Annotated in this window: 8 protein-coding genes; 2 read left to right on the top strand and 6 right to left on the bottom strand. The window is 45.1% G+C overall.

Annotated elements, in window-relative coordinates; all coding sequences use genetic code 11:
• Positions 1-320: 320 nt before the first annotated feature.
• Positions 321-497: a preprotein translocase subunit SecE gene (gene secE, locus O3626_RS05510; RefSeq protein ID WP_003002261.1), complete on the bottom strand. Its 177-nt coding sequence runs from the start codon at positions 495-497 to the stop codon at positions 321-323.
• Between the two features lie 9 nt (positions 498-506).
• Positions 507-659 (bottom strand): 50S ribosomal protein L33, encoded by a 153-nt coding sequence (gene rpmG, locus O3626_RS05505; protein WP_003009043.1) that lies wholly within the window; start codon positions 657-659, stop codon positions 507-509.
• Positions 660-803: 144 nt separating this feature from the next.
• Between rpmG and O3626_RS05500 the strand changes: the two genes are divergently transcribed.
• Positions 804-1,718, top strand: a complete 915-nt coding sequence (locus tag O3626_RS05500) for a neutral zinc metallopeptidase (RefSeq protein ID WP_272106866.1) — start codon at positions 804-806, stop codon at positions 1,716-1,718.
• Between the two features lie 329 nt (positions 1,719-2,047).
• Here the strand turns inward: O3626_RS05500 and pbp2a are convergent, their stop codons facing one another.
• The gene (pbp2a, locus tag O3626_RS05495) at positions 2,048-4,282 is read right to left on the bottom strand and encodes a penicillin-binding protein PBP2A (protein WP_272106865.1); all 2,235 of its coding nucleotides are present in this window, start codon (positions 4,280-4,282) and stop codon (positions 2,048-2,050) included.
• A gap of 103 nt (positions 4,283-4,385) precedes the next feature.
• Here pbp2a and O3626_RS05490 point away from each other — a divergent pair, with 103 nt between their 5' ends.
• Complete coding sequence (locus tag O3626_RS05490; RefSeq protein ID WP_070661561.1) at positions 4,386-5,249, top strand: RluA family pseudouridine synthase; 864 nt, start codon at positions 4,386-4,388, stop codon at positions 5,247-5,249.
• A 447-nt stretch (positions 5,250-5,696) separates the two neighbouring features.
• Here the strand turns inward: O3626_RS05490 and O3626_RS05485 are convergent, their stop codons facing one another.
• From O3626_RS05485 to O3626_RS05475, 3 genes are all read right to left on the bottom strand, one after another.
• Positions 5,697-8,150: a GBS Bsp-like repeat-containing protein gene (locus O3626_RS05485; protein WP_247923673.1), complete on the bottom strand. Its 2,454-nt coding sequence runs from the start codon at positions 8,148-8,150 to the stop codon at positions 5,697-5,699.
• Between the two features lie 138 nt (positions 8,151-8,288).
• Positions 8,289-11,762 carry a GBS Bsp-like repeat-containing protein gene (locus O3626_RS05480; RefSeq protein ID WP_247923674.1) on the bottom strand — a complete coding sequence of 1,158 codons (3,474 nt, stop codon included), beginning with the start codon at positions 11,760-11,762 and terminating at the stop codon, positions 8,289-8,291.
• 145 nt (positions 11,763-11,907) lie between these two features.
• The gene (locus O3626_RS05475; protein WP_371495732.1) at positions 11,908-12,960 is read right to left on the bottom strand and encodes a galactofuranosyltransferase; all 1,053 of its coding nucleotides are present in this window, start codon (positions 12,958-12,960) and stop codon (positions 11,908-11,910) included.
• Between the last annotated feature and the right edge of the window lies 1 nt (position 12,961).

Genomic DNA, 12,961 nt, shown 5'->3' with positions numbered 1-12,961 from the left:
TGTTTAGCCTGCTCGAGCTTTTGTGAACATACTAAAAAAAGCCTCTTGGCTTTCCTTTTCCTAGCTTCATTATACCACATTTTGCAGGAATTCAAAGAGGTTTGCTGATTTATTTTTAAGAAAAGGCAACAAAAAATGGGAGTGGGAAAGAACTCCGACTGGTTAAAAAGAGTTCGTTTTCCCACCCCCGCACAGTTGATTAGGCCATCTTTGAAGCTTAAAAAGCGAACAAAGATGCCAATTAACCACTGCGTATTGCAGTTATTCCTATCAAAAATCAAAGGCTGGACAGTTGTTGCCCAGCCTCATGGCTTCTTTTCTTAAAAGAAATTGATCATGTGCAATAGGCCACGTGCAATGACTTTGTCAAACAAATAAATCAATGCCACAAAGAAAGCGGTGTACTCAATCACTGAGATAAAGTTTTTCCATCTTTCCTTGCGATTTGGCCAAGTTGTATCTTTTAGTAAGACGAAAATATCTTTAATGAATTTCACAACTCTCTCCTATCGTGTTTCTTTATGGATGGTATACTTGCTGCAATGCTTGCAGAATTTATTGACTTCTAGACGTGTTGGTTTTGGCGTCCCACTCAACTTAATGGAGTAATTGCGTGACCCACAAACCGTACACGCTAGACTTGCTTTTTTTAATGCCATAACGCCTCCGTTCACCCCATTATAGCAAGTTTTCCACGTTTTGACAAGAACAGAAAATCTCCTGTCAAGAAAAAAGCAAATCTAAAGCGTTATCACTCTGGTTTTCTCCTCATTTTTGGTAAAATAAAACAAAAGGAGACGAATATGAAAAGCGATCATCTAAAAGAAAGTAGAAATATCGAAGACCGCCGAGGGCAAAGCTACTCCCAGTCTTCAGGCAACAGTAACCTTGGTGGGGGCATTTTACAAATCTTACTATCGCCGGGGAGCTTCAAAAGTAAGATCGTCCTCATCCTTCTTCTGGTTCTTCTAGGAGGTGGTGGCGCTAGCCTTGGGGGTCTCTTTGGAAATGGGACTTCTTCCCAACCTTACCAGTCCACCCAAGTCACGCGCACCAACAAGACCCATGTCGACGATGCAGATGCCGAGTTCGTCAGCAAGGTCCTTGGAACAACAGAAGATCATTGGCACAAGGCCTTTCAAGCCGAAGGACGTACTTACCATGAGCCCAAACTAGTCTTCTATACCGGACGGACACAGACAGGCTGTGGGGTTGGGCAAGCATCGGCTGGTCCCTTCTACTGTCCGACCGACAAAAAGATTTATTTGGATATGAGCTTCTACAAGGAATTAACCACCAAATACAAGGCTAGTGGCGACTTTGCCATGGCCTACGTCATCGCCCATGAAGTCGGCCACCACGTACAAAACGAGCTGGGAATCCTTGGCAAATACCATCGGATGCAACAAGGTCTTTCTGAAAAGGAACGAAATGCCATCAGTGTCCGCATTGAGCTACAAGCCGATTACCTAGCAGGTGTCTGGGCCCGCTCCATTCAAGACCGAAATCTTCTAGATATCGGCGATATCGAAGAAGCCATGAATGCGGCTCATGCAGTTGGTGACGACACACTCCAAGAGCAAGCCTACGGTTACTCGGTGCCAGATAGCTTTACCCACGGAACTTCGGAACAACGCATGCGCTGGTTCAAACGGGGCTACCAGTACGGGGATCTCCAACACGGCGATACCTTTAGCTTGTCAGATAGCGAACTCTAAACAAAGGTCTATTCAGAAATCCTTCTGAATGGATCTTTTTAGAATATAGACAAATTGCATTTTACATAAAACAATCTAAGTAACGTTGAAAAATTAAAATAATTAATACTATTAGGATCATTTCAACAGAAACTTTCCGCTGTGAGAAAAGTGCTAGAAACACTATTGTTTCTAGCACTCGGGAGTTTTGGAACCTTAGGTCCAAAACTAAGTCATGGAACTTCTTCGAAGTTCGCTGACGTCCGTACTCACCTAAGGAAAGTTTCTAAGAAGACTTTGTCTTCAATCTGCAAAAAACGATTCAGAAATTCTTCTGAATCGTTTTTTGATTAGAAACCAAGCCAGCCTTTGAAGGTATCCCAAGCGTTTTTCGCTTTTCCTGGAATATCGGCCTCGTCGATTGCTTTTTTCGCATTATCGACCATATTCGACGCCTTTTCTTTGACATCCTCAAAGAAACCTTTGTCTTCTTTGCTATCTGTTTCTGTCGTTTCTTCTCCGACTGGCGCAATGCCATTTTCAGCATAAGAGTTCTTCACCGAGTCAAACTGGGTACCGTCTGTATAAGGCAGAACACTGTTGGCAACATTGCGGAAGATCTCAGATGCCGTTCCAGCACTACTGTCCGTCAGGTAGTGATTTTCATCGGTCGTTGGGAAACCAAGCCACTGACTGATGACCACATCTGGCGTGTAGCCGATCACCCATTGGTCTCCAGAGAGGTCCTTGTTAAAGCTGGTCTCTGTCGTACCGGTTTTCCCTGCCATGGTATAGCCATAAGGCGCAGCGTTAACCCCTGTACCATTACTGAAGGTACCAAGCATCATATTGGTCATCTTATCTGTCGTTGAACCACTCAGCACTCGGGTTGATTTCTGGCTGTGGCTCTTGACCACTTGACCACTTGCATTTTCGATCTTGGTAATGAGGTGAGCATCATTCATGACCCCACCGTTAGCAAAGGTCCCATAGGCCTGGGCCATCTGCATCGGATTGGTTGTCACACCAGCTCCCAAGGCAACGGCAAGCGACTTGTCTACCTTATCCATGTTGAGTCCGAATTTTTTCCCGTACTCAAAGACCGTATCGAGGCCCAAATCATTAGCCGTCGCTACGGCTGGAAGGTTAAGGGATTCTGCCAAGGCCTGGTACATCGGTACCGTTGGGCTAGACTGGATTCCCGCATAGTTATTAACTTCATAGCTTCCATATTGGGTGGTACTATTGTCCAATTCCTTATTGGTCGACCAACCTTCTGCAACAGCTGGGCTATAGACCACTAAAGGTTTGATGGTTGATCCTGGACTACGGGCAGCCTGGGTGGCATAGTTGTAGGTCCGGAATCCTGGATTTTGATCGCTTCCGACACGCCCTACCAGAGCCCGAACCCCTCCGGTTTTAGGATCGAGGGCGACACTACCAGACTCTGCGCGCGTGCCGTCTTCCGCTACTGGGAAGAGGGCTGTGTTGTCATAGATCACCTGCATGCTTGCTTGGTAATTTTGATCCAGCTCGGTGTAGATCCGGTAGCCATTTTTGACAATATCTTCTTCGGTCAGGCCGTATTCATTGACCGCTTCATTGATGACCGCATCAAAATAGGATGGGTAGCGGTAGTCCTCCGACTTGCCTTCATAGGCATCGACCAGCTGGCCATGGATATCCACAGCAGCAGACTGATCAGCCGTTGCCTGGTCAATATAGCCAGCTGCCACCATATTTTGGAGGACAGTATTGCGACGATTGGTCGCATTCTCTACTGAATAGAGCGGGTTATAGATTTCAGGCCCTTTGAGCATACCTGCGAGAACCGCAGACTGATCCAGGCTTAATTGACTGGCTGAAACCCCAAAATACTTCTTGGATGCATCCTCAATACCCCAAACCCCATTTCCAAAATAGGCATTGTTGAGGTACATGGTGAGGATCTCTTTTTTACTGTATTTCTTATTGATTTCAAGTGCCAGGAAGAATTCCTTGGCCTTGCGCTCCACCGTCTGGTCCTGAGACAGGTAAGCATTTTTGGCTAGCTGCTGGGTGATGGTCGATCCACCACCTGAGCGACCTAGGGTCAAAATCGCTAAGAAGAAGCGACCATAGTTGATCCCGCTATTCTTGTAAAAGCTCCGGTCCTCTGTTGCGACCACAGCATTTTGCAGATTTTCACTAATAGCATCGAGTTCGACATAGGTTCCTTTTTGCCCGGTCAAACTTCCCGCCTGGTCCCCATTCTTATCATAGATAATGGTAGTCGCCTTGAGTGCATTCTGCAAATCCTTGACGTTGGTCGTCTTTGCGAGGTAGAAGAGATAACCCCCTGTCAAGAGGCTAAAGCCTAGCCCAATGATCAGGAGAATCTTGGTCAAATGGAATCGGCGCCAGAAACGACGGAAGGGGTGCTGAGAGAGAGGCTTGCTTCTGTGCTTGCCTGAGCGACTATAAGTTGGCTCCACTGTCTCTTCCGGCAATTCCGTGTCGGGCACTTCTTCTGCCACCGCTTTGGGCGGATGATCCTTTCTAAAAAAAGTGATCAGGTTTTCAAATAATTCTTTTATTCTATTCATACCTGTTATTGTAACACCTTATCCTTGTCCTAGCAAGAAAAGATAGCTCCTCGCTATTTCTCATTTAGTTTTCTTTAAGCTTAGATTTTGCTACAATAGGGTCATGAACTATCAATTTACCATTCCACAATCCTTTCCCCAGATGACTGTGAAAGAGTTGCTTGAGGACTACTTCCTCATTCCCCGTAAGATCCGGCATTTTTTACGAACCAAGAAGCACGTCTTGGTCAATGGCGAGACCATCAACTGGCAGAGCCCCGTTCAAAAAGGAGACCAGATCCAGCTGATCTTTGACGCGGACGATTACCCTGAAAAAGAGCTCCCAGCCGGAGACCCGAGTCTGGTCGAAGAACTCTATCAGGATGAGCATGTCATCATCGTCAATAAGCCCGAAGGTATGAAAACCCATGCCAATGAGCCGACAGAAATTGCTCTTCTCAACCATGTTTCCAGCTATGTTGGATCTACCTGCTACGTCGTGCACCGCTTAGACAAGGAAACCAGCGGAGCGATTTTATTTGCCAAAAATCCTTTTATCCTGCCCATTCTCAACCGCATTTTAGAAGATAAAAACATCCAACGTGAGTACTGGGCCTTGATCCAAGGCAGCTTAGCACAAAAAACCATCGTCTACAAGGATAAAATCGGACGCGATCGCCATGATCGGCGCAAGCGCCTGGTCGATCCACGCAAGGGGCAGTACGCAGAAACTCAGGTGACGCAACTGAAAAAAATCGGACGAAACAGCCTGGTCAAATGCCAGCTCAAAACGGGGCGTACCCATCAGATCCGGGTGCATCTCTCCCATCATGGGCACCCGATTGTCGGGGACCCTCTCTATAACCCTGCACGCGGAGAGCGACTCATGCTCCATGCTCACCGCTTGACCTTCACCAATCCATTAACCCTTGAAACCATCCAAGTCGAGGCCCCTTCCAAGAGTTTCGAAGAAGGGTTGAAAAAATAAGAAAAGAACCGAAATAGTATTCTTAGAGACTTTCCTTAAGTGAGTACGGACGTCAGCGAACTTCAAAGAAGTTCCATGACTTAGTTTTGAGCCCAAGGTCTCAAAACTCCCGAGTGCTTGAAATTCTAATATTTCAAGCACTTTTCTCACTGCGTAAAGTCTCCAGTCATTATCGAATAATTCAAAAGATAAAAATCATTTAAAACAATTGACAGAATCTCTCATTTTATTTTAAAAACTTATCTGCATTCAAAAAAGAAGCCACAAAAAGAGGCTGGACAAAAACTGTTCAGCCTTTTTATATTTGATAGAAATAACTGTATGACGCAGTGGTTGATTGGCATCTTTGTTCGCTTTTTAAGCTCCAAAGATGACCTAATCAACTGTGCGGGGGTGGGAAGACGAACTCTTTTTAACTAGTCAGAGTTCTTTCCCACTCCCTTTTTATTATTGATAGCGAGGGGTTGCAAATCCACGGATATTGCCATGTCCGATTCGGTAGGTATTGCGACGGACTTGGTTGTTGGAGTTTCCTTCAATGGTATGAATGATTCCGTTTGAGACGCTTTCGACAATTCCGATGTGATCCGCAAAGCCATTGTTTTGTTGGCTATTTTGATCCCAGTTAAAGGTGATGATGTCCCCTGCTTTTGGTGTAGTGGTACCATCTTCATTCCAGATGCCCAAGCGTTTGAAGATCTGGATGTGACGTTCGACTCCACATTCACGACCAATCAAACCGCTCAAACCTTCCCGCTGGAAGACTGTTGTGACAAAGATATCACACCAGTCATCGGTCGTCTTCACTGCATAACCAACTGGAAGTGGTTTGACACTGTTGTAATCATTGACCAATTGATGGTGAGCTGCAGTTCCGCCACGAACACCGACTAGACTAGCTGCTGCCCGTAAGACACGGTCCCGTTGTCCATTCGTTACACGAGGACTAAAAGCTGTTTGATCTACTGTCGCACGGGGATGAAGGGCTGTTTGACCAAGGTTAAAGCCTTCAACGCCACCATCGACATAATCCACATAGACGTGAGTGGTATAGTTACCTGATTGGTACTGGTGATTTGCTGCTGAGACCTGCACTTCTGTATGCATTCCAGAAGGTGCTGTTGAATACCAGAAAAGATTTTCTTGGTGTGCTTGAGACCAGGCTGCGACACGGATATTCTTAATCCGACGGCCTTGAGGCGCTTGATCCACCGTTACTGTATAGGTTCCAGCACCAGAATTGACATTCTTGATCCCTGTTTGTGTCTTGGTCTGGGCATTTCGGAATTCAACTTCTGTAGTCGTTGAACCGACACCCACACGAGAACCATCATTTTGAATATAGTAAAGATGAACATGGTACTGACCAGTAGAGTTCTTGTGGTCACTCGCTTTTACAGATACCTTGTAGTCTCCGTTTGCTTGACGAGTCGCTTCATACCAGCGGATGTCGTCTTGGCCGTCCTTATCAGACCAAGTAGGAACTTGCACAGTCCGCACACCTTTAGGGCTATAGACATCCTTGATGATGACATCAAAGGTACCCGCATCCTTGTTGTTGTTTTGGATTAAGAGACTAGCAGTTGGACGAGATTGATTTTTGAAATCAATAAAGGCTTTCTTGACAAACTTGTTTTGGCCTTGAGCGTCCACATAGAAAACTTGCGCTTCATACTTGCCATCAGCGTTTTCGTGGTCACTAGCCTTGGCTGTTACAGTATATGAACCGTCTGCCTGGCGAGTTGGAGTGTACCAGATGATGTCTTTCATCCCATTGGCATGAGACCAGAATGGAATCTTCACTTCTTTATAACCATCGAAACCTTGAAGGTTCTTAGCTGTAATAGTGAAAGTACCGTCTTTTTCTGATTTTGTAATGGTCAGATCGGCTGACGGTTTAGGAGCTGTGTAGTCAATAAAGGCTTTCTTGACAAACTTGTTTTGTCCGTTAGCATCCACATAGAAAACTTGCGCTTCGTATTTGCCATCAGCATTTTCGTGGTCACTGGCTTTGGCTGTTACAGTATATGAACCATCTGCTTGACGACTTGGAGTGTACCAGATGATATCTTTCATCCCATTGGCATGAGACCAGAATGGAATCTTCACTTCCTTGTAGCTATCGAAGCCTTGAAGGTTCTTAGCTATAATGGTGAAAGTCCCGTCTGACTCTGATTTCGTAATGGTTAGATCAGCAGATGGTTTAGGAGCTGTGTAGTCAATAAAGGCTTTCTTGACAAACTTGTTTTGGCCTTTGGCATCCACATAGAAGACTTGCGCTTCGTACTTGCCATCCGCGTTTTCGTGGTCACTGGCTTTGGCTGTTACGGTATAAGAACCATCTGCTTGACGATTTGGAGTGTACCAGATGATGTCTTTCATCCCATTGGCATGAGACCAGAATGGAATCTTCACTTCTTCATAACCATCCAAGCCTTGAAGATTCTTAGCCGTAATGGTAAAGGTGCCGTCTGACTCTGATTTTGCAATAGTCAAATCTGCGGAAACCGGAGATTCCTGTTGAGGAACACTCTCATTTCTTGCTGCTACCACTCGTGCGCGTGCGCCATATGGTGCACGACTAGCTACCACAGCTGGTGCTGGTTGCTCTGATACAACCTTGTCGCTAGTGCCCTTGTCAGAAGACTGGTTATTGCTAAGAGTCGGTGTGACAGGTGCTGCCTCTGTTGCAACGGTATTTTCTGTCTGAATACCTTTCTCAACTCCCACTTCTTCGCTCGCGGTATTCTGTGCTTCTGATGAAGTTGTTGTTGCAACGATAGCTGATGTATTTTCTGGTGTTTGATCAGACGCATGTTGCTCATCGGCTTTGACTTGTTGTGTCGAAAAAGCCAACAAAACGGCTGTCCCAGCATAAAAAATAAGATCTTTCTTTTTCATGTATCTTCCTTACAATTTTTTATACGGTTGTACCCACATAGTAGTATTATAGCACAAACCGCCGGATCAAGAAACAATATCATGAGAAGAATCCTATTTTTAAAGAAAACAGAAGGCCAGATTGGCCTTCTGATTAGCTTATGCAAAAATTGAGAAGAAAGGTGCTCCAAGCTTGTTATCCATCGGGTCCTTACTCTTAATAGAGTGAAGATAATTGATGGAGTACCAGCCGTTGTTGCCGCTATTATATGGATCGCGAACATAGGTTCTTCCATTGTCATAACCATGCAAGACCAATTCATGAGTATAAGGATCACTAGTAAATTGGCTATTACCTACTGCAGCAAGTACATGCTTGCCAGCCATGAGGGCTTCTGCAATGCCTCCAGCTCCATTAATCAATTGGCTCTTCAAGCCCCAGTTACGAGTGGCAGCTACAATCCCATCAGAATCTGTTCCTGCTTCACCTTTGTTGAATGAATCAGTATTGTTGTAGAGATAATCAGCTACTGTTGTTGGCAAAATAGTTCTACCTAGGATATCTGTAAAGGTCATAGCAAGAGAGGTTGGCACACAACCTGACTGATCGACATTGCTCACACCGTAATATTTCCCAGCCCAACGAGGATCCCGTTGAGAATAATAGGTTGTCTGTGGATTCACCTTTTGATTTCGTGGAGACAAGGCTGTCTGACCGAGGTTAAAACCTTCAACTCCTCCATCTTTGTAGTCTACATAGACGTGAGTGGTATAGTTGCCCGCTTCATTACCGTGATTATTGGCAGAGACAGTGATCTCTGTGTGCATACCTGTCGGTGTTGCGGAATACCAGTAAAGATTTTCTTGGTGCGCTTTAGACCAAGCTGCGACACGAATATTCTTAATCTGACGTCCCTGAGGTGCTTGATCTACAGCTACTGTATAAGTCCCGTTCGTTGCATTGACATTCTTGATAGAAGCCTGCGTCTTAGTCATGGCATTTCTAACTTCTACGTCTGTTGTTGTGGTACCAATACCAATCCGAGAACCATCATTTTGAATGTAGTAAAGGTGAACATGGTACTTACCAGTAGAGTTCTTGTGATCGCTAGCTTTGACCGATACCTTGTAATCTCCGTTCGCTTGACGAGTCGCTTCATACCAGCGAATATCGTCTTGGCCATCCTTATCAGACCAAGTAGGAACTTGCACAGTCTGCACCCCTTTAGGGCTGTAGACATCCTTGATGATGACATCAAATGTTCCTGTATCCTTGTTGTTGTTTTGGATCAAGAGAGTGCCGGTTGGACGAGATTGATTTTTGTAATCAATAAAGGCTTTCTTGACAAACTTGTTTTGGCCTTGAGCGTCTACATAGAAGACCTGCGCTTCGTACTTGCCATCAGCGTTTTCGTGGTCAATGGCTTTGGCTGTTACAGTATATGAACCGTCTGCCTGGCGAGTTGGCGTGTACCAGATGATATCTTTCATCCCATTGGCATGAGACCAGAATGGAATCTTCACTTCCTTGTAGCCATCGAAGCCTTGAAGGTTCTTAGCTGTGATGGTGAAGGTGCCGTCTTTTTCTGATTTTGTAATGGTCAGATCAGCAGATGGTTTAGAAGCTGTGTAATCAATAAAGGCTTTCTTGACAAACTTGTTTTGGCCTTTGGCATCCACATAGAAAACTTGCGCTTCATACTGGCCATCAGCGTTTTCGTGGTCACTGGCTTTAGCTGTTACAGTATAAGAACCGTCTGCCTGGCGAGTCGGAGTATACCAGATGATATCCTTCATCCCATTGGCATGAGACCAGAATGGAATCTTCACTTCCTTGTAGCCGTCGAAGCCTTGAAGATTCTTAGCCGTGATGGTGAAGGTGCCGTCTTTTTCTGATTTTGTAATGGTCAGATCAGCTGCGACAGCATTGGCCGGTTTTGTCGCCGTATAATCGATAAAGGCCTTTTTCACAAATTTGTTTTGACCTTGGGCATCTACATAGAAGACCTGCGCTTCGTATTTGCCATCAGCGTTTTCGTGGTCACTAGCTTTGGCTGTTACAGTATAAGAACCGTCTGCCTGTCGAGTCGGAGTATACCAGATGATGTCTTTCATGCCATTCGCATGAGACCAGAATGGAATCTTCACTTCCTTGTAGCCATCGAAGCCTTGAAGGTTCTTAGCTGTAATGGTGAAGGTCCCGTCTTTTTCTGATTTTGCAATAGTCAAATCAGCTGATACTGGTGTCTGATTTTTCTTTCCAACGGCTACTGTCGTCGTTGTTCCACCTACACCTGTCATTTGTCCATTGTTCTGAACATAGTAAAGGTGAACATTGTAAAGACCGGTTGAGTTTTTATGGTCCGCTGCTTTTACATTGACGGTATAGGTCCCATTTGCTTGACGATTGGCTGTATACCAAACAAGGTCATCTTGACCACCTGTTTCTGACCAGATCGGTACAGAAACGGTTCGAACTCCATTTGGCGCCTTAACATTTGAGATGACAACGTCAAAGCGGCCCGTCATAGTATCGTTATTGACAATGTCAATCTTCCCACTTAAACTGCCTTCTGTTGGATCCGCTGCAGGTTTTGCGTTCGCGGTGAGGCGACCGGTATAGTCCACACTGTGGTCAAAGAGGTGTTTCCCTGGAAGCAATTCCGCTTGAGAAGTGAACTGCCAGGCGCCAGCTTTCCCATTGTAACGCAAACTTTTCGCATCGTTTACAGACAGTTTTGGAGAAGGGTATTGGGCAACCCAGAAATTCTGAAGACCAAATTGAGCGGTGTTGACAGGACCTTTCTTGCGAAGGTTATTTTCATCCAACCAGCTAGCACTGGTGTAGAACATCAAGTTGGTGTAACCATTTTTACGCATTTCGTCCGCCCAAGCTTGGGTGTTGCGGTTAATATTTGGCTGCATCTTGGCATCCTCAAAGTCATTGACCATGAGGGTGTTCTTTGGAATATTCAAGCGTTGCGCTTCTGCAATGTAGAATCGCGCTTCTGCACGCGCTGCTTCCTCAGAAGTATAGCGTGAGAAGTGGTAGGTCGATACTTGCAGACCCGCAGCCTGTGCATTACGAATTTGGTTCTCCGCATTTGGGTTCTTGTACCAAGTGTCTTCTGTCAATTTGACAACGACACCGCCCACGCCTTTATTAGCTAGGGTACGGTAGTCGCCAATACTAATGTCTCCGTTGTGGCTACTCACATCAACGAATGATTTTGGTTGAACCGCCACATCTGTTGAACGACCAGCAGGAGCGTGAGCGCCTGTGTTAAAGAAGGTCGTGCTTCCTGTATTAGACGGAAGAGGAGTTTCTTCTTTCTCAGTCGTCGATGCTTCTGTAGCTTTCTCTACAGATGGGGTTCCACTTTCTGAAGCCGTGGTCTTGCTCGCAGGTGCTACAGACTGTTCAGTCACATTTGCTGGTGCTGCATAGTTGCTTGCGACAGGTGCTACCGACTTTTCAGCAACGGCTACTTCTGGCGCTTTTTCAGCTTGGACTTGGTTGCCTTCAGTAGTAGCGGCCTCGTTTGAAACCAGCTCATCTGCACTGACTCCCTGAGCAGACACAGCCATCAAGACTGCCGCTCCGGCATAAAAAATAAGATCTTTCTTTTTCATATAAACTTCCCTTTATACAAATTTTATACGTTAATCATTTTACCACACGGTTTCAGCGATGAAAAGTTTTATAAGGCAAATTTTTAAAATTAGTGATATTTTTTTGAAAAACTAAAAAAAGAAGTCTGTCTGACTTCTTTTGATCTTATGATAAATGCTTTAAGGCTGTCTTTAAGTAGTGACCATCTCGGATTTCTTGGCCAACACGCTTGGCATTGTCTACCAAATCTTGGTAATCGGCATCTGAAAGATTGTCGATTGTCTCCTTCAAGTCATGAAGAGACTCTACTGCAATCCCACAGCCCTTCTCAAGTACAAAGTGAGACAAGGCTGACTGTTTCCACACCACCAGCGGGAAGCCCGATGCTAGATAAAGCGACGCCTTGTGAGAGTTGTTGTAGCGAAGATACTCGCCAAAAACACCACTACAGGTTTCCGCACTATCCCCATCCCAGACAAGTCCAAAACCACCCTCAAGGGCTGCAGGAAGCTCATCCGGTAGGAAGGAGCCAAAGTAAGTTTCATTCTCTAAAGCTCTACTTTCATCAAAACCAACACCATAGAGGTTATAGGCAGGTTCTGCAGGAAGACCATAGAGATAACCAGCTTTTTCCTGGGCCAAATTACCAGCCACAATGATCGGCTGGTCTTTTGTTTGGCCGCTTTTCTCTTGGAAATTTGGAATCAAATAGTCGAAAATGCCAAGGCTGACAATCTTATCTTCCGCAATTCCTTTATCCACCAAGACAGATTTCATAACTGGATTGTGGGCGATGATCCCATCAGCCGCTTTGAGAAAACTTGCTTCTTGAAGGTACATCCGAATTCTGTGTTTTAAAGGTAGTGACGTCATGTTGGCATGGCGAAGCACTTCTAGGTCATGAATCAAGAGATAGACTTTAATCCCTCTTTTTTGTGCTTTTTTAACCAAATGGGTTGAGAAAAAACTATGGTGAAGCATTGGAAACTGGATCAGCAACTCATCTCCTTGCTTTAGTTGATCCAAGGCTTGACCAAAAGCCTTTGCCTTATGGCGTTGAGCCGCAAGGGTACTCATCTGATACCAATTGTCGACAGAAAGGACCAAGGGATGATAGCCTTCTTCTTTCACAATACTTTCTACGTCATTGCGTGCTTTATTTCCTGCGTTCTTTGCGTTGACATCATGCAGGAATTCTTCTTTTAAGTAGTATTTCATA

The sequence above is a fragment of the Streptococcus sp. 20925_1_77 genome, from assembly GCF_041432125.1.
Classification (GTDB): domain Bacteria; phylum Bacillota; class Bacilli; order Lactobacillales; family Streptococcaceae; genus Streptococcus.
This window is presented reverse-complemented; position numbering and strand designations above follow the sequence as displayed.